Below are 17,239 nucleotides of genomic sequence, written 5' to 3'. Positions count from 1 at the left end.
CCTCCTTCGCCGTCCGGTATTCCCTGAACCGTTGGCGGACGGTATATCTATTGTCTACTATTTTAGTATACAATATCTTTTCCCAAAAATCAACAGCAATCCGGAGGGCCCGTGACAAATTACGCAAGCTCTTCCGGCCTGACGAACTGGCTGTTGTACAGGCTTGCGTAAAATCCGTTTCTGCCGAGCAATTCCTCGTGGTTTCCCTGCTCCACAATATCGCCGTCCTTCATGACCAGAATCGTGTCGGCGTCGCGGATGGTGGAAAGGCGGTGGGCGATGACAAAGCTGGTACGGCCCTTCATCAGATGATCCATCGCTTTCTGGATCAGAAGCTCGGTACGGGTGTCCACGCTGCTGGTCGCCTCATCCAGAATCAGGATCTGGGGGTCGGCGAGAATCACGCGGGCGATGGTCAGAAGCTGCTTCTGGCCCTGAGACACATTGCTGGTATCTTCGTTGAGAATCATGTTGTAGCCGTCCGGCAGCGTCCGTACAAAATGGTCCACCTGAGCGGCCTTCGCGGCGGCGATGACCTCCTCGTCCGTGGCGTCCAGCCTGCCGTAGCGGATATTGTCGGCGATGCTGGCGTTGTAAAGCCAGGTATCCTGCAGGACCATGCCGAACAGGGAGCGCAGGTCGTTTCTTCTGAAATCGCGGATATCGTAGCCGTCAACCAGAATCGCGCCCTCGTTCACGTCGTAGAAACGCATCAGAAGCTTGACCATCGTGGTTTTTCCGGCGCCTGTCGGGCCGACTATGGCGACCTTCCGCCCCGGCTGGATATCCGCCGAGAAATCGTTGATGATGATCTTATCCGGATGATACCCGAAGTGGACGTGCGCGAACTGAACGCTTCCCTGAATGTGTACGTTCAGCTCCGTATCCGGACCGTCGCCGGTGTTGACGCTGATCGGGAAGCTGCTTTCCGGCACCTCCTCCGGCTGCTCCAGAAACGTGAACACACGCTCCGCCGCGGCCGCGGTCTGCTGCAGGACGTTGGAAATATTGGCGACCTGCGTCATCGGCTGCGTAAACTGGCGGACGTACTGAATGAACGCCTGAATATCGCCGACGGAAATCCTGCCGTTAGCGGCAAGATATCCGCCTAAAATGCAGACCGCAACATAGCCCAGATTGCCGATGAAGCTCATGACGGGCATCATCATGCCGGACATAAACTGGCTTTTCCACGCGGAGGAATACAGCGTATCGTTGTAATCCTCAAAGGTTCTGGTCGACTCGGCCTCGCCGTTAAAGGCTTTGACCACAACATGGCTGGCGTACATTTCCTCAATATGGCCGTTGACGTGTCCAAGGTAAGTCTGCTGGGCCATAAAATGCTTCTGTGATTTTTTGATAATGGTCAGAATGAAGGTCATGGAAGCGGGAATAATGCAAAGCGCAACCAGCGTCATCTGCCAGCTGATGGACAGCATCATAATCAGGATCCCGATGATGGTGGTGACAGAGGTGATAATCTGCGTGACGCTCTGGTTCAGGCTCTGGCTGATGGCGTCGACGTCGTTCGTGATGTGCGAAAGCACTTCGCCGTTGCTGGTCGTGTCGTAATACTGAAACGGCAGCTTCTGGATTTTGGCGGCGATTTCACGCCGAAGCTGATAGGTTACCTTCATGGATACGCCGGTCATAATGTAACTCTGGAGATAGGAGAACAGGGCGCTGACCAGGTACAGGCCAATCAGCCACAGCATAATGCCCGCGATGTAACCGAAGTCGATGCCGGTCCCCGCACCGGTGATCTGGCTCATGATACCGGTAAAAAGCGCATTGGTCACGCTGCCCAGAATCTTCGGGCCCACAATGGAAAACACGGTGGACGCCACGGCGAAAACGAGGACGGTAATCAGCGAAAATTTATATTTGCCCATGTAGCGGACCAGTTTTTTGAACGTTCCCTTAAAGTCTTTGGCCTTTTCCCCATGCATCATCATTCCGTGGGGACCGCGGCCCGGAATCGACTTACGCGGCTGGGAGGTTGTTTTACTCATGCCAGTTCCTCCTTTGAAAGCTGTGACGACGCAATTTCATAATAAGTCGGGCAGGACTTTAAAAGCTCCTTATGCGTACCGATTCCTACGATTTTCCCTTCGTCCAGTACAATGATCTGTTCGGCGCTCATAATCGTGCTGACACGCTGCGCCACAATCAGGACGGTGCTCTCGCCCGTGTGCTTTTTCAGCGCAGAGCGCAGATCCGCGTCGGTTTTATAATCGAGTGCGGAAAAGCTGTCGTCAAAAATATAGACAGGCGGTTTTTTTACCATTGCGCGCGCAATGGAAAGGCGCTGCTTCTGTCCGCCGGAGACGTTTGCGCCGCCCTGCGCGATCTCCGAATGAAACCCCTCCGGTTTTTCGGAGATAAATTCCATTGCCTGGGCAACTTCCGCCGCGGTGCGGACATCTTCCTGTGCCGCGTCTTTGTCGCCGTAGCGCAGATTGGAACCGATGGTGCCGGACAGAAGGATTCCCTTCTGCGGTACATAGCCGATCTGATCCCTCAGCTCCTTCTGGGAGACATTCTTTACATTGACGCCGTTCACCAGCACTTCGCCGGCGGTCACGTCGTAAAAACGGGGGATGAGGTTCACAAGAGTCGTTTTGCCCGAGCCCGTCGAGCCGATAAAGGCGGTCGTCTGTCCCGGTTTGGCGGTAAAGGTGATATGCTGGAGCACATCCTCGCTTGCGCCGCTGTACCGGAAGGAGACGTCTTTGAAATCGATATAGCCGGTTTGATTCCCGTCAAAGGATACGGGATGCTCCGGGTCCTCAATAGAAGGCTCCACATCGAGCACCTGGGCAATCCGGTTTCCGGACACCGCCGCGCGGGGCACCATAATGAACATAATGGAAATCATCAGGAAGCTCATGATGATCTGCATCGCGTACTGCATGAACGCCATCATATCGCCGACCTGCATGGCGGAAGCCGCGATCTGATGCGCGCCCACCCATACAATCAAAAGCGTGGAGGCGTTCATGATCAGCATCATCACCGGCATCATGAACACCATAATCCGGTTGACGAACAGCGAATTCTTCGTAAGGTCGCGGTTCGCGATATCAAACCGTTCCTCTTCAAATTTTTGTGTTCCAAAAGCGCGGATGACCATCAGGCCGTTCAGGTTTTCACGCGAAACCAGATTGAGCCGGTCGACCAGCTGCTGCACAATCTTGAACTTGGGCAGGGCGACGCTGAACACGACCGCAATCATACCGACCAGCACGACGCAGGCCAGTGCGATGATCCAGCTCATGGACACCGATTTGTGCACCGCCATAATAATCCCGCCGACCCCCATAATGGGGGCGTAGCAGAGCATGCGCACACCCATCATCAGCAGCATCTGCACCTGCGTGACATCATTGGTGGTACGCGTAATCAGAGAGGCCGTCGAAAATTCGTCGAACTCGCGGTTGGAAAAGCTTTCTACCTTTCTGAATACCGCGCGGCGCAGGTCGCGCGCCACCCCGGCGCTGAGCTTTGCGGCGAAATAGCCGACCATAACGGTCGCCGCGCCGCCCGCCAGCGCGATGAGAAGCATCAGAAGGCCCATTCTGAGGATATAAGCGGTCTGGATGCCGGAGATATTCATCCCCAGTTCCCGGTAAAAGCTTCTGCACATTGCCGTGCCGCTCTGCAGCAGCATGGATTCGGAATTTTTCAGCGCTTCGCCGCGCGCATTCTCAATCACGCCGGCGGGCAGCTTTTCCAGTACCGGCCCCAGTGCGTAAACTTTACTGAGGTCCATTTCCGAAACATCTGTCTTTCCTCCCGCGGAGGCCGTCAGGCTTTTGCCGGACTGCTGCGCAAGGGTCTTCATGGTGTTGATCAAGGTCCAGGCTGATTCCCCGAACGCCCGGTCCAGCTGCGTAAGGGTCGCACTGTCCACACTGCCGCGCACATAGATATCCTCTGTTTTCAGCAGCGGATACCGCCTGACGGCATCTTCGTGGCTGTCGCCCGAACCGGAGGAAGGAATCAGAGTGTAGCTGTCCGCGACAGCCTTTTTCTGCTCTACTGTCATAAATTTCGTCACAAATGCAAGCCCTTTGGCGCTGATCGCTTCCGGAGCGGCGTCTTCGATGCCGCTTTGCTGAATGCCGATATTGACGATCTCGGACATGTAGTTGGGCAGATTCAAATCCGCCATCGCCTGCCCGAACAGCAGGGCAATCGATATCAAAATCATGAGTGTATAAGGCTTTAAGTATTTCGCCAGTTTCTTCATATTTTGTTATAATCCTTTCATCTGGTCCGCCCGGAGATTTTCCATAATACCGTGCAGCTTATTGACAAGCCGGGTAAGCTCCGCGGTATCCTCCGGCCCCAGCTCTTCCATCACTCTGTCGAACCAATAATGGAACTGCCGATGGGTCTTTTCAAGCTGTTCCGCTCCCTTTTCCGATAATTTCACATAAACGACCCGCCGGTCGCTTTTCGCCATGATCCGTTCCACCAGCTGCTTGTTTTCAAGGGCGTTCAGCATTTGGGAAACGGCGGGCCTGCTCATTTGCGCCGCCCTACTCAGGTCGGTAACCTTCGCTCCGGGACTGCTTTCGCCCGCTTCCTGTGTCAGCCGCCGAATCGTATGCAGCGTAAAATACTCGCCCCGGGATACGCCCTCCATCGACGGTCCCCACGCATGAGCCCTTTTCAGGTTGTGCATTGCCTGAATCAGTTTCTCCTTTTCCGCCTGGTCCATACATTCCCTCTCCTTTGTTCTGTTTACGAATATTAAGTACCTTAATAGTTAACTACATGAAACATTATTATACGCAATCTTTTTCATAAATCAAGACCCTTTTTTCACTTTTAACGCATTGTTTACAGACTATCCATATATTTACCGGATTCTGGCAAGTTATGACGCATAAAAAACGCCCCGCTCAAAACCGGCAACAGCTTGAAAAAAGGCGAAAAAGAACGTTGCCTCCCCCCGCCGAAAGCAGGAGGAGGCAACGAAACGAATTTCTCTGTATGAACAACTGCTGTAAAATCAGTTGAGAAGGGCAGATTTTATATGCGATGATTAAGATTTTGCCGGCTGCTGCTCGACCGCGTCGGCGGCGGCTTCCAGCCACTGCGCGTTGATCAGCTCGACCAGACCGGAATCGCAGTTTTTTGCAACCTCGGGGTCAAGCGGGCACTTGCCCAGGACCTTCAGACCGAATTTTGCGGCGATCTCTTCCACATGGCTCTCGCCGAAGGGCTTGATGATCCTGCCGCAGTCCGGGCACTTGACATAGCTCATATTTTCCACAATACCGACAATCGGCACATTCATCATTTTCGCCATGTTCACCGCTTTGGCCACAATCATGGAAACAAGCTCCTGCGGAGAGGTGACAATGATGATGCCGTCCAGCGGAATGGACTGGAACACGGTCAGCGGCACGTCGCCGGTCCCCGGAGGCATATCGACAAACATGTAGTCCACGTCCGTCCAGATCACGTCCGTCCAGAACTGCTTGACGGTATTTGCGATGATCGGGCCGCGCCAGACGACCGGAGCCGTTTCCTCATCCAGCAAAAGATTGACGGACATAACGTCGATACCGGTCTTGCTTTTGACCGGAAGCAGGCCGAGTTCGCTTCCCATAGCCTTTTGGTGAAGACCGAATGCTTTGGGGATGGAGGGGCCGGTGACATCCGCATCGAGGATGGCTGTGTGGCTGCCGCGGCGGTTGAGAAGGACGGCCAGCATGGAGGTCACCATGCTTTTGCCTACGCCGCCTTTGCCGCTGACTACGCCGATCACTTTATTGATTTTACTCATTGCGTTTGGGGCTTCCAGAAAATCGGCCGGGCCGGCGGCGCGGGAAGGGCAGTCCTCGCCGCAGGAATCGCAGTTATGCGTACAATTTTCTTCGCTCATGATAATCATCCTTCATTTCAAAATACGATCTGCGGCTTGCCGCAGAATCCGATCCATAGAACAGATATATTGTAAAATTATATACTAAATTTGTCAACTTTATCCCTGAAATATTTAAAAAACAGGCCGACACAGCAGCCTGTTTTTAAAGATTCCCGCCGCGGCGGAAAATATCCAAAAGGAAATATTTTTTACAAGGGTATCGTTTGGAAAAGGCAGTCAGAACTCCATTTTCAGACTGCGCAGGAACAAATCCGAAAGCACCGTTTTCGGCTCCTTCTTCCCGTTGATCACCACATCCACCGCGCGGCAGATCGGCAGTTCCACCCGGTACTCTTCCCCCAGCCTCAAAAGCGCCGTGGTGGTCGCCACCCCCTCGGCCAGCTCGCCGTAATTTTCTCCCCTGACGAACAGCTCGCCGAACCTGCGGTTATGGCTGAACTCGGAAAAGACGGTCGCCTCGTAATCGCCCAGGTGGCTGAGGCCGTAAGCGGTAATTTCATTGCCGCCCATCGCCTGGATCAGGCGCGCGATCTCCCTTGTCCCTCGGGACATCAGGGCGCCCTTCAGCGCGGTGCGGTTCAGCCCGTCCAGCATTCCGCCCGCAATGCCGATGACATTTTTGGCGGCCGCGCCCACCTCGTTGCCCAGCAGGTCGGTCCCGTAATAAAAGCGGATCAAATCGCTTGAAAACGCCTTGACCAGATATTCCTTGATCTCCATGCTGTGGCTGTCAATGACCATGCAGTTTGGAATTCCCCTTACGAAATTCTGCACATGCCCCGGCCCGACCCAAATGGCGCAGGGCACCTTCGGCGCGTATTCCTCCACAATCTGCGTCAGGCGCCTGCCCGTTTCCGCTTCCAGCCCCTTCATGCACAGCACAATCGTTTTGCCGCCCAAGCTGAGAGCGGACAGCTCCCGCATCAGCGAGCGAAAGCTCTGCGCCCCGATGGAAACCACCAGGATCTCCGCAGTGCCCACCGTTTCGGCGAGATTTTCCGAAAGAACAATCCCTTTATTCAATGTAACCAGTCCATTGGTGCGCGTCTCGAGAAGCGTCTTCATTTTCTGAGAGCCCGCGCGCCCATAGAGGGTAATACGATGATTCAATCTGTCAAGATACCATGCCAGGAAGCTGCCCCATCTTCCGCAGCCGATGACCGATATATCCATTCCATCGCCTCCTTTTTTTATTATACCATACTGCCCGGCTTTTTACAGCAATTCCTCCCGGAGCCCGTCTCAAAGAATTTCCAGCTCAAACCAGAACACGCTTCCGCTGCCCTCCCGGCTCTGCACGCCGTACGCGCCGCCGTGCATATCGAGAATGGCCTTTACAATGGAAAGCCCCAGCCCCGTGCCGATCTGTGCGCGCTTATGCGCCTTGTCTACCTTGTAGTAACGGTCCCAAATATCGTTGAGTTTGTCCTCCGGAATCCCTTCGCCGGTGTCGCGGACGGAAATTTTCACTCTGCCGTCCCGCACCAACTGCGTAATTTCAACAACCTTATCGTTCCCGGTGTAGGTGATGGCATTGTTTACCAGATTGTAGACAACCTGGGAAATTTTCAGCTCGTCGGCGTTGACTGTCACGTCCTCGTCGGCGTGAAAGGTAATGTTGTAATCCGTCAGCTTGGAATAGCGCTGCAGAATCGTCCGGATGCTCTGCGTCAGATTGAAATCGGCTCTGCTGAGCGGCTGGGTGCCGGACTGCAGCTTGGAAATATCGAGAACGTCGTTGACCAGCGTGGTCAGGCGCGTGGCTTCGTCAATGATGATCTGTACGTTTTCCGGGGTATTTTCCCCGGGCAGATCGCGCATAACCTCGCTGTAGCCGGTAATCATGGTCAGCGGCGTGCGCAGGTCGTGGGAAATATTTGCGATCAGGTCCCGGCGAAGCGCTTCCGTTTTGGAAAGCTCCTTCGCCGCGTAGTTCAGGGTCTGGCCCAGCTCCGATATCTCCCTGTAGCCCGTCTCGTCGAAGGATACGTCGTATTTCCCGGTGCCGAGGACCTTTGCCGCCTCGTTGATCTTGATGATCGGCTTCGAGATCTTTTTGGACAGAAACAGCGCAAGCAGAAGGGACAGAATCAGCATGACAACGGTGATGCAGACAAGCTGAATCCGCAGGGTGTTTACGGTGGAATCGATCGGCGAAATCATGGAATTGAGCAGCACCATTTGGCGGGTGCCGTCCCTTTTCTCCACAATCTGCGCGTAGATAATGCTTTCCACGCGCGGCGGCTCAAGCCTGCGCTGATAATTCTCTACGCTGAAATCGCGCGTCAACCGCTCAAAATAAGTACCGCCCTGCGCTTTCGTCACGGCGTAGACCTGTGCAAGATTGAAAAGGCTCAGGCGGCTGATGACGCTGTTCGGCAGGGAATCTTCCTTATAGTAGATCACTCCGTTCTGGTCGGAGACAATAATGCACATCTGGTTTCTCTGCGAAAGGCTCTGTACCGTTGCGGACAGGGAGCCGGAATCGATGTTTTTTGCGATCGTCTGGGCAGACGTTCTGATTTCCCGGGTTTTAATGGCTTTGTAGAAGCTGTTCAGAAAGACCACCTGAAACACCCACAGCAGGACCAGAATCACTGCCGTAAAACCGGCGAAAGAGGCAAAAATGCGCCATTTAATACCGATGCGCTCAAAGTGTTCTTTCAACTTCAAAGCGGTACCCCACCCCTCGTAACGTGACAATGAACTTGCTGTATTGCTTCAGGCTGCGGCGGAGCAGCTTGATATGGGTATCCAGCGTGCGGTCGTCCCCGTAAAAATCATAGCCCCACACATTGGTAATCAGCTTTTCCCGCGTCAAAGCGATGTTCTTATTGTTGACAAGATAGAAAAGAAGGTCGTACTCCTTGGGGGACAGGTCAACCTTTTCCCCGTCCACGGTGACGATCCGCCCCGTAAAGTCGACGGTCAGGCCCTCAAACCGCTGTACCTCCTTCTGAGCCGCGGCGCTTTCCGGGCTGGCGCGCTTGATGATGGCGTGAATCCGCAGCATCAGCTCCTTCGGGGAAAACGGCTTGACGACATAGTCGTCGATCCCCAGCTCAAACCCGTGGATTTTGTCGTATTCTTCGCCCCGCGCGCTGAGCATCAGGACGGGCGTGGTGCTGTATTTGCGGATTTCCCGTACGGCGGAAAACCCGTCCAGCTCCGGCATCATGACGTCCATCAGGATGATGTCGAAATCGTTGGGGTGGCTGCGGCAGATCGAAACCGCCTCCATACCGTCCCCGGCCTCGGTGACGGTATGTCCCTCAAACGTGGCGTATTTTTTAATCAGTTCCCGGATCTTTTCCTCGTCGTCCACTACCAAAATATGATACAAGCTGTCCGCCTCCGCTTTTTCCTTCAATTTATACATCATCATTATAAAAGATCATTGTGAAGACTTTGTGACCGTTCAACGATCGTTTGATACAATCCCCCGCGGAACGGGATGGCTTTATTGTACCACAGATCATGCTTGCAGGAACAGTGTTTTTATGCAATAATGAAATTATAATGATAAGATGGATGGGGTATGAAGATGAAAAGTCCATACGCTCCCGCAAATCAATTATTCCCCAAAAAGCGCACGAGGCTGCGCTTATTTTGCGGCATAAAATATTTTACCCTGAAAAGGTATTTCAAATGGATGCTGAATGCCGGACAATTTGCCCGTACGTTCAGCCGCGCCCCCCTGCCCTGTCTTTGCTTTGCCCACGCGACTCCGCTGCTGCGCAGCCTGAAGGATGTGGATATGCAGCTGCAGTATCATAAAATTGCCAACCTGAAGCTGGCCGCCGAAAAGCTGGACGGCATTCTGCTCCGCCCGGGGGAAACGCTTTCCTATTGGAAAGCGATCGGCAGGCCGACGCGCCGCAAGGGATACCTGGAAGGCATGGTGCTGTTCTGCGGCACGGTACAGCGGGGGATTGGCGGCGGGCTCTGCCAGCTTTCCAACCTGATTTACTGGATGACGCTGCATACCGGACTAACCGTTACGGAGCGCTACCGCCACAGCTACGACGTATTCCCGGACTCCGGCCGCACACAGCCGTTCGGCAGCGGCGCGACCTGTTTCTATAATTACCGGGACCTGATGATCAAAAACGAGACCTCCGCGACTTTTCAGCTTTGCCTGCGGGTTACGGATACCGAGCTCGAAGGGCAGTGGCGTTCTTCCGCAGAGCCGTACTGCGCCTATGAGGTGTATGAAAAGGAGCATCATATCACACACGAATACTGGGGCGGCTACACCCGGAACAACGTGCTGTACCGGAAAGCCGTCCGGCCTGACGGCACCGTATTGCGGGACGACTATCTCTGCGAAAACCACGCGATCATGATGTACGCCCCGTTTCTGGAAGCCGGAGACAAAGAAGCTGCGGCAGACGAATGAAATCTGCCGCAGCTTCTTTGGAAATGTATATGGATACTTGGAGGTATGAATCAGTCAAAAACGCCTGTGGAGAGGTAGCGTTCACCGGTATCCGGCAACAGTGCCACAATCAGTTTTCCTTTGTTTTCCGGGCGTTTCGCAAGCTGGGTCGCTGCAAACGCGGCGGCGCCGGAGGAAATGCCGACAAGCAGTCCTTCGCTGGAAGCGAGGTGCTTGGTGGTTGCAAAAGCGTCCTCATTGGCAACGGTAAGCACTTCATCCAGAATGTCCGTGTTCAGAATATCCGGAACAAAGCCCGCGCCGATTCCCTGAATCTTGTGCGGTCCGGATTTCCCTTCGCTGATGACCGGAGAAGAAGCGGGCTCCACGCCGACGATCTTCACGTTCGGATTCTGGGATTTCAGGTATTCGCCGACACCGGTAATGGTGCCGCCCGTTCCGATACCGGCAACAAAAATATCGACTTTTCCGTCGGTATCGCGCCAGACTTCGGGTCCGGTTGTCTCACGGTGAATTTTCGGGTTCGCCGGGTTCACAAACTGGCCGGGAATATAGGAATTCGGAATTTCCTTCGCAAGCTCATCCGCCTTTGCGATTGCGCCCTTCATACCCTTGGCGCCCTCAGTAAGAACCAGCTCGGCCCCCAGAGCGGCAACCAGTCTGCGGCGCTCGACGCTCATGGTTTCCGGCATGGCAAGGATCAGGCGGTAGCCCTTTGCCGCCGCGACAAAGGCAAGGCCGACGCCGGTGTTTCCGCTTGTCGGCTCAATGATGGTGGTATCTTTATTGATAAGTCCTTTGTCCTCAGCGTCCTTGATCAGCGCGTAGCCGATTCTGTCCTTAACGGAAGAAAGAGGATTGAAATATTCCAGTTTTACCGCAACGGTTGCTTCCAGACCTTTTTCCTTTTCATAATTCGTCAGTTCCAAAAGCGGAGTGTTTCCAATCAGTTCGGTTAAATTTTTAGCGATAGACATAATCATCTCTCCTTAATTCATGATATTGAAGGTAACAAATTTTTTTGGGGCATCAACCTGTTTGGCAAGCTGCAACAATAAATATTGCGCCCCGCTCTGAGAAAGAACAGCCGGTTCACCAACATTCCCCCAATCAATATTAAACATATCTATTTAGTAATGTATTCGATTTGACCTTATTATAGAACTCATATATGATAATGTCAATAGGAAAAGTAATATTTTTTATTGCAACGATTATAAAAACATAGTATCATGTTTAATAAGGGATTACAAAATAAGGAGTGGCCTATGAAACTTTCTACAAAAAGCCGTTACGCGCTGGAAGGAATGCTGTATCTGGCGGTCTTCGGCAATGAAAAACTGCTGAGCATCAAGGAATTGTCCTCGGGGATTCAGGTTTCGGCAGCATATATGGAGCAGATCTTTTTCAGTCTGAAAAAAGCCGGGCTGGTGTCCACCATACGCGGCGCGAAGGGCGGCTTTCTCCTGAATCAGCCGGAGGACGGGATCACCGTCGGCAAAATCATTCGCGCGATGGAAGGCAATATGGTGCCCGTCGAGTGCGTGAGCAGCCTGTCCGCCTGCAAAAGCAAGGTACGGTCAAGCTGTATCAGCCGGAACGTATGGGTACGGATTTCCGCGGCAATATCCGATACGGCCGACAGTCTGACCCTGCGGGAGCTGAAGGAAAAATATATCGCGGAAAACGGAGGGCGCTCATGAAAATCTCGACAAAAGGAAGATACGGGCTGCGCGCCCTGCTCGATCTTGCCATGAACAGCGGCGAGGGCTGTGTCTCCCTCTCCGGAATTTCCCAGCGGCAGGACCTGTCCCTCAATTATCTGGAAAGTATTTTCGCTTCCCTGAAGCGCGCGGGGATCGTCATCGGAATTGCGGGCGCGCAGGGCGGCTATGTATTGGCGAAGCCGGCGGAGGAGATCACCCTGCGGGACATCATGACCGTGCTGGAGGGCGACATGTCGGTTTACGACAATCTGGGAGAAAGAACCAGCATCCGCAGCTTTCTGAACCGCAACGTCTGGGATGTGATTGACCGCAGTGTGGACGAGGTCCTGACCGGCACCACGCTCGAAGACGTGCTCAAGGATATTGAAGCCCGGCACCTTTCCGCAGACTGCTCGGAACTGTAATATCCGTCTGTAAAAAAGAAGGAACGCCCATGGACTGAAATCATTTCGGTGGAGCGTTCCTTTTCTTTATTTTATTGTATCTGCGTCACAGGTCAGTTCCCGACCTCAATGCTGATTTCGTTGAATTTATCCGTCAGGTCCTTGATGGCCAGCTCGTTTTTCCGCTCTCCGGCGGCATCGACCACAATCCCGCCGTGGTGCATCATCACCAGCCGGTCGCCGTAATTGACGGCGAATTTCAGATTGTGCGTGACCATCAGCGTCGTCAGTTTCTTTTCACGGACAAACCGTTCCGTGAGCTCCATGACGTTTTCGCTGGAGCGCGGGTCGAGCGCCGCGGTGTGTTCGTCGAGGATCAGAAGATCAATCGGCGTCATGGTGGAAATAAGGAGCGCCAGCGCCTGACGCTGGCCGCCGGAAAGGCTGGCGACCGGAAGATCGAGCTTCTCTTCCAGGCCGAGCTTTAACAGCTCCAGCTGCGAACGGTAAAAATCGATTTTCCTTTTATTCACCCCGGGCTGCAGCCCGAAGGAACCGCCCTTATTGTCCGCAAGCGCCATATTTTCCAGAATGGTCAGCTCAGGACAGGTCCCTTTCGACGGGTCCTGAAAAACACGGCCGATGAATTTGGAATGCTGGTACTCTTTCAGCCGGCTGATTTCCTGATGGTTCACGGAAACGCTGCCGCTGTCGACGGCGATGCTCCCGCAGAGAATGTTGAGGATGGTGGTCTTTCCGGAGCCGTTGCTGCCGATGACGGAAACAAACTGTTCTTTCTCAATTTCCAGATTGAAGTCGGTGAACAGCACCACCTCGTTGACCGAACCGGGGTTGAAGGTTTTACAAATATGCTTCATACTGACGAAGCTTTCGCCCGTCTCAGATTTGGGTTGGATTGACATTTTGCTTTTTCCCCCTCCCCATGAACATATTGTTGGATATCAGCGCGACGGTGAAAAGGACCGCCATCAGCAGCTTCAGATAATTGGTCGGAAGGCCGAGCTGCATGGCAATCACGAGACACGCCTTATAAATAATGGCGCCCAGAATCGCCGCCGTGGTGGCTTTCATCAACCTGATTTTCCGGAACAGGTTCGTGCCGATAATCACCGAGGCAAGCGCCATTACCACCATGCCCGTTCCGCTGGCCACGCTGGCGGACTCCGTCTGCTGGCTTAAAATGCTGCCCGCCAAAGCCGTGCAGCCGTTGCCGATGGCAAGACCGATGACCTTCATGGTTCCGGGGTTCCTGCCGAGAGAGGTGACATACTGCGCGTTGTCCCCCGAAGCGCGGAGCAGGAGTCCGGATTTGGTCTTCAGGTACCTGTCCAGCAGGATCTTCACAATGACGCAGGAAACCGCCGCGATGACCACCACCCGGTAATTTTCCGGAAGTCCGCCTGCCAGAAAGCCGGAAAACCCGGAATTGAAAATGGTGTTTTTGTCGTAAAACGGCATCACCGCGCTGCCTTTGGTAATGACAAGGTTCACACTCCAAAGTCCGGTCATCACGAGAATACCGGAAAGAAGGTCGGTAATTCCCAGCCTTACGTGCAGGAAGCCCGTCAGGCAGCCCGCGGCGGCGCCGCAGACAAAGGCCGCCAGGCACGCCAGCCAGGGGTCGGTTCCGACGGTAATCAACGCCGCCGTCACACACGCCCCGAGCGGGAACGTCCCGTCGACCGACAGGTCCGGGAACCCCAGAACACGGTAGGTGATGTATACGCCAACGGCCATGATCCCGTAAATGAATCCCTCTTCCAGCACATTGACAGCCAGGCCCAGAATGATATCCATGGAGCGTTTACCAGCTTTCTGTTATTTCGTTACCGCCGTGGCGCCGGAGTATTCCGACGGCAGGGTCAGGCCGAGCTGATCCATGACCGCTTTGTTGTAGACAGGGGTGCAGTCCTTAACCATATAAACCGGCGTTTCGGAAGCCTTCGCTTCCCCTTTCAGGATTTTCGCCGCCATCTTCCCGGTTTCCTTGCCCAGGGCGACATAGTCGATGCTCTGGGATGCGAGGCAGCCGTTTTTCACCTGTTCCTCTTCCGAGCCGAAAACGGGGATGTTTGCCTTTCCGGCCGCCTGAAGGACGGAGGAAAGATTGTCGACGACATTATTATCGGTAAAATTATTGATGCAGTCAACGCCCTTGGAAACGGCCGTCGCAGCCGCGGCGGCAACCTCGGAGGCGTTGGTCACGCCGACGTCGACGACTTCAAAGTCATATTTCGGGGCAAGCTCCGTGAACTGCGCGAGCTGGGACACGGAATTCGGCTCGCTGGTGGTATAGAGAATACCGATTTTTTTCGCATCCGGCAGGAACGCGCGGATCATTTTGATCTGCTGCTCAAGCGGAAGCACGTCGGACGAACCCGTGCAGTTAACTTCCGGCTTTTCGTTGGACTTGACGATTCCCGCGGCGACCGCGTCGGAAACGGCGGTGAACACAACGGGGATATCGGTGCTTTTCGCCGCGCTGTACGCGGACATGGCCGCCGGAGTTGCGATTCCCATCATCATGTCATATTTCTTGGAAACCATGTTTTTCGCGATCAGGTCGCCGTTCGCGTTATCGCCCTGCGCGTTTTGAAAATCAATGGTGATATTGTCCCCGTCTTTGAGTCCGGCTTCTTTCAGGCCCGCCTGAAACCCGGTGTAGCAGTTGTCGAGCGAGGGATGCGTTGCGTACTGAATGACGCCGATCTTGAAATTTTTCGCCGCGCCCTGGCTCTGTGCTTCCGAACCGGCTGCGCTTGCCGCGGAGCTGGCCGCCGTACCGGATGAGCATGCCGTAAAGGAAGCCGCAAGCGCTGCCGCAAGAATCCCCGCCATGATTTTTTTTACTGTATAATGAAATCTGTTTTTCATTGTCGTTTCCTCCTGAAAGTTAAGTTGTTTCGTTTTTGCCGCGGTTGATTGACACAGCCTCGCCATCGTATCCCATACATTGCCATTTCCGTCACTCCTTAACCTGGATTCCCTTAGAAATAAAAAAAACCCTTGCCCCTGAAAACAGGGACAAGAGCATTCGCTCCTGTGGTACCACCCAAATTGACGGTTAAACCGCCCGCTTTTTCCATACACGACTTTCCATGATGTATGCTTCCTTGGTAACGGGCGAAGTTCCCGTCAAAAGCTAATAGGCAGAGCCGGCTGCTCCGCTTTTCATTTTGCCCTCATAAGTCCATTCAGCCTGCCTCACTCCTCCGCAATCCCACCATCTGCGGCTCTCTGCGCGAGCGATCTGCCTGCCTACTACTCTTAATCATCGGTTTATGGTTTTTATTCTCTTTGACAGCTATTATATGCAAAACACGGAAACTTGTCAAGCACTATTTTTTCTTTTCGCGGTTCTGGGCCTGATAAGATCGTAGCTCTGGCCGATCCATGTGTAAATTTCCTGCTCCGGAACGGAACCGTCCATCTTTACGGTATTCCAATGCACCTTGTTCATATGATAGGCGGGCGTCACCGCGGAATAAGCGCCGCGCAGCAAATCGGCAAACATCGGGTCGCACTTCAGATTGATATTGACGGCCCCGCCGCGCTCATAAATAAAGGCAAAGGCTTTTTTGTTGGCCCGGTGCCGCAGAACGGCCCACGCCTGCGCCGATCCGGGATCGTCGTCAAACGGATAGTCCTCATATGCGCCGGGAAATGTCAGGCAAAATTCAATCAGCGCGCGTTTTGTCAGCATACCGCAGCCCCTCCTCCTTAGGTATCATGAAAGATTCCCCGGAATGTATCCGAAAGCTATTCAAATTGTAAGCGATTTTCCTGTAAAGTCAAGAGGATTCGGCTGATATAAAGATTATATAAAGAAAAAACATTCTTTTCGCAGGGACTACATATTTAAATAATCCTGTCGATATTTAGTATAGAAGAGGTTTCATCTCTGTCGGATAATACGATAAAAGAATTATTCCGAATTGGAAATGAGCTTCTTTCTGTATTGTTCGGCATGCATTTTAAGATATCGGAGGAATTTCGTTTGGATATTTCAGTTGTTTTGGGAGTTGTGATTTCGTTTGGTGCTTTGATTCTGGGATACACCTTGGAGCACGGAGTGCTGAGTTCCCTTTTTCTGCTGAGCCCCTTCGTCATTGTTTTTGGCGGTACCATGGGCGCCGTCGTACTTTCTTACAAGCTGACCGATATTCTGTCGGCGTTTAAGTCCCTGGTCGGTACGTTTTCCAACAAATCGTCGGGAGATCCAACCAAGGTCATTGAAAAAATCACCTTTATGGCCGATGCCTGCCGGCAGGGAGGAATCCTGAAGCTGCAGGAGCTGATTAACGACTCTGAGCTGGACAGCAACGAATTTCTTGTTTTAAAATCCGGCATGGTGCTGGCGCTGGACATGAAGTCCGACGAGGAAATCCAGTACGCGCTGGAATCCAACATCCGCGCTTACACAACACAGAAGCAGCTGGAAATATCCGTGTTTACCAGCGCCGCGGGCTTCTCTCCCACCATGGGCGTAATCGGCACCGTAATGGGACTGATTCAGGTACTGTCGAACATGACCGACGCGGCGTCGCTCACAGCTTCCATCGGCGTCGCTTTCATCGCTACGCTGTACGGCGTCGTAATGGCGAACCTTGTCTATATGCCCTTTGCCAGCCGCCTGAAAGGCGTTCTGAAGCGGCAGCAGATTTTAAGGGAAATGATGACGGAGGGAATCTGCATGATCGCACGCGGAGAATCTTCGCGCAGCATCGAAAATAAGCTTTCCGTCTATTACCAGCTATTTCCGCACGGCGATAAGAAGTATAAGGAAGGTATCGAGAAATAAATCAGG

Annotated in this window: 16 protein-coding genes and 1 other annotated feature; of the genes, 4 read left to right on the top strand and 12 right to left on the bottom strand. The window is 53.4% G+C overall.

Annotation, left to right across the window (positions count from 1 at the left end; all coding sequences use genetic code 11):
* Positions 1 to 119: 119 nt before the first annotated feature.
* The 7 genes from ACRQV7_RS05155 to ACRQV7_RS05125 all read right to left on the bottom strand — a co-directional run bounded on the left by ACRQV7_RS05155 (position 120) and on the right by ACRQV7_RS05125 (position 9,245).
* A complete protein-coding gene (locus ACRQV7_RS05155; RefSeq protein WP_444659705.1) occupies positions 120 to 2,012 on the bottom strand; it encodes an ABC transporter ATP-binding protein in 1,893 nt (630 codons plus the stop codon).
* Positions 2,009 to 4,252 carry an ABC transporter ATP-binding protein gene (locus ACRQV7_RS05150; protein ID WP_444659704.1) on the bottom strand — a complete coding sequence of 748 codons (2,244 nt, stop codon included), beginning with the start codon at positions 4,250 to 4,252 and terminating at the stop codon, positions 2,009 to 2,011. Before ACRQV7_RS05150 ends, ACRQV7_RS05155 begins: the two co-directional genes overlap by 4 nt.
* A 6-nt stretch (positions 4,253 to 4,258) precedes the next feature.
* Positions 4,259 to 4,726 carry a MarR family winged helix-turn-helix transcriptional regulator gene (locus tag ACRQV7_RS05145; RefSeq protein ID WP_275712778.1) on the bottom strand — a complete coding sequence of 156 codons (468 nt, stop codon included), beginning with the start codon at positions 4,724 to 4,726 and terminating at the stop codon, positions 4,259 to 4,261.
* A gap of 327 nt (positions 4,727 to 5,053) precedes the next feature.
* Complete coding sequence (locus tag ACRQV7_RS05140; RefSeq protein ID WP_275712780.1) at positions 5,054 to 5,899, bottom strand: Mrp/NBP35 family ATP-binding protein; 846 nt, start codon at positions 5,897 to 5,899, stop codon at positions 5,054 to 5,056.
* Between the two features lie 219 nt (positions 5,900 to 6,118).
* The gene (locus ACRQV7_RS05135; RefSeq protein WP_444659703.1) at positions 6,119 to 7,075 is read right to left on the bottom strand and encodes an NAD(P)H-dependent glycerol-3-phosphate dehydrogenase; all 957 of its coding nucleotides are present in this window, start codon (positions 7,073 to 7,075) and stop codon (positions 6,119 to 6,121) included.
* A gap of 69 nt (positions 7,076 to 7,144) precedes the next feature.
* A complete protein-coding gene (locus tag ACRQV7_RS05130; protein WP_444659702.1) occupies positions 7,145 to 8,575 on the bottom strand; it encodes a sensor histidine kinase in 1,431 nt (476 codons plus the stop codon).
* Positions 8,553 to 9,245, bottom strand: a complete 693-nt coding sequence (locus tag ACRQV7_RS05125) for a response regulator transcription factor (RefSeq protein WP_038323728.1) — start codon at positions 9,243 to 9,245, stop codon at positions 8,553 to 8,555. Before ACRQV7_RS05125 ends, ACRQV7_RS05130 begins: the two co-directional genes overlap by 23 nt.
* Before the next feature lie 309 nt (positions 9,246 to 9,554).
* Between ACRQV7_RS05125 and ACRQV7_RS05120 the strand changes: the two genes are divergently transcribed.
* Positions 9,555 to 10,301: a VanW family protein gene (locus ACRQV7_RS05120; RefSeq protein ID WP_444659701.1), complete on the top strand. Its 747-nt coding sequence runs from the start codon at positions 9,555 to 9,557 to the stop codon at positions 10,299 to 10,301.
* Positions 10,302 to 10,351: 50 nt separating this feature from the next.
* Here ACRQV7_RS05120 and cysK read toward each other — a convergent pair whose 3' ends face one another.
* The gene (cysK, locus tag ACRQV7_RS05115; RefSeq protein ID WP_444660225.1) at positions 10,352 to 11,281 is read right to left on the bottom strand and encodes a cysteine synthase A; all 930 of its coding nucleotides are present in this window, start codon (positions 11,279 to 11,281) and stop codon (positions 10,352 to 10,354) included.
* A 288-nt stretch (positions 11,282 to 11,569) separates the two neighbouring features.
* Here cysK and ACRQV7_RS05110 point away from each other — a divergent pair, with 288 nt between their 5' ends.
* Together ACRQV7_RS05110 and ACRQV7_RS05105 are read left to right on the top strand one after the other, a co-directional pair.
* Complete coding sequence (locus ACRQV7_RS05110) at positions 11,570 to 12,004, top strand: RrF2 family transcriptional regulator (RefSeq protein WP_444659700.1); 435 nt, start codon at positions 11,570 to 11,572, stop codon at positions 12,002 to 12,004.
* A complete protein-coding gene (locus ACRQV7_RS05105; RefSeq protein WP_444659699.1) occupies positions 12,001 to 12,432 on the top strand; it encodes an RrF2 family transcriptional regulator in 432 nt (143 codons plus the stop codon). Before ACRQV7_RS05110 ends, ACRQV7_RS05105 begins: the two co-directional genes overlap by 4 nt.
* A gap of 92 nt (positions 12,433 to 12,524) precedes the next feature.
* Here ACRQV7_RS05105 and ACRQV7_RS05100 read toward each other — a convergent pair whose 3' ends face one another.
* From ACRQV7_RS05100 to ACRQV7_RS05085, 4 genes are all read right to left on the bottom strand, one after another.
* A complete protein-coding gene (locus tag ACRQV7_RS05100) occupies positions 12,525 to 13,334 on the bottom strand; it encodes an ABC transporter ATP-binding protein (RefSeq protein WP_444659698.1) in 810 nt (269 codons plus the stop codon).
* A complete protein-coding gene (locus tag ACRQV7_RS05095) occupies positions 13,312 to 14,229 on the bottom strand; it encodes an ABC transporter permease (protein ID WP_444659697.1) in 918 nt (305 codons plus the stop codon). The genes ACRQV7_RS05100 and ACRQV7_RS05095 overlap by 23 nt, the downstream gene beginning before the upstream one ends.
* 21 nt (positions 14,230 to 14,250) lie before the next feature.
* On the bottom strand, positions 14,251 to 15,306 hold the full coding sequence (locus tag ACRQV7_RS05090) for an ABC transporter substrate-binding protein (RefSeq protein ID WP_444659696.1): 1,056 nt from the start codon (positions 15,304 to 15,306) through the stop codon (positions 14,251 to 14,253).
* Between the two features lie 143 nt (positions 15,307 to 15,449).
* Positions 15,450 to 15,716: a binding site (T-box leader), on the bottom strand.
* A gap of 47 nt (positions 15,717 to 15,763) precedes the next feature.
* A complete protein-coding gene (locus tag ACRQV7_RS05085; RefSeq protein ID WP_444659695.1) occupies positions 15,764 to 16,135 on the bottom strand; it encodes an MmcQ/YjbR family DNA-binding protein in 372 nt (123 codons plus the stop codon).
* 294 nt (positions 16,136 to 16,429) lie between these two features.
* Here ACRQV7_RS05085 and ACRQV7_RS05080 point away from each other — a divergent pair, with 294 nt between their 5' ends.
* Positions 16,430 to 17,233 carry a motility protein A gene (locus ACRQV7_RS05080; protein WP_444659694.1) on the top strand — a complete coding sequence of 268 codons (804 nt, stop codon included), beginning with the start codon at positions 16,430 to 16,432 and terminating at the stop codon, positions 17,231 to 17,233.
* Positions 17,234 to 17,239: the final 6 nt, after the last annotated feature.

Origin of the sequence: Caproiciproducens lactatisolvens, assembly GCF_052443335.1 — a bacterium.
In the GTDB taxonomy this organism is placed as follows: Bacteria; Bacillota; Clostridia; order Oscillospirales; family Acutalibacteraceae; genus Caproiciproducens.
This window is presented reverse-complemented; position numbering and strand designations above follow the sequence as displayed.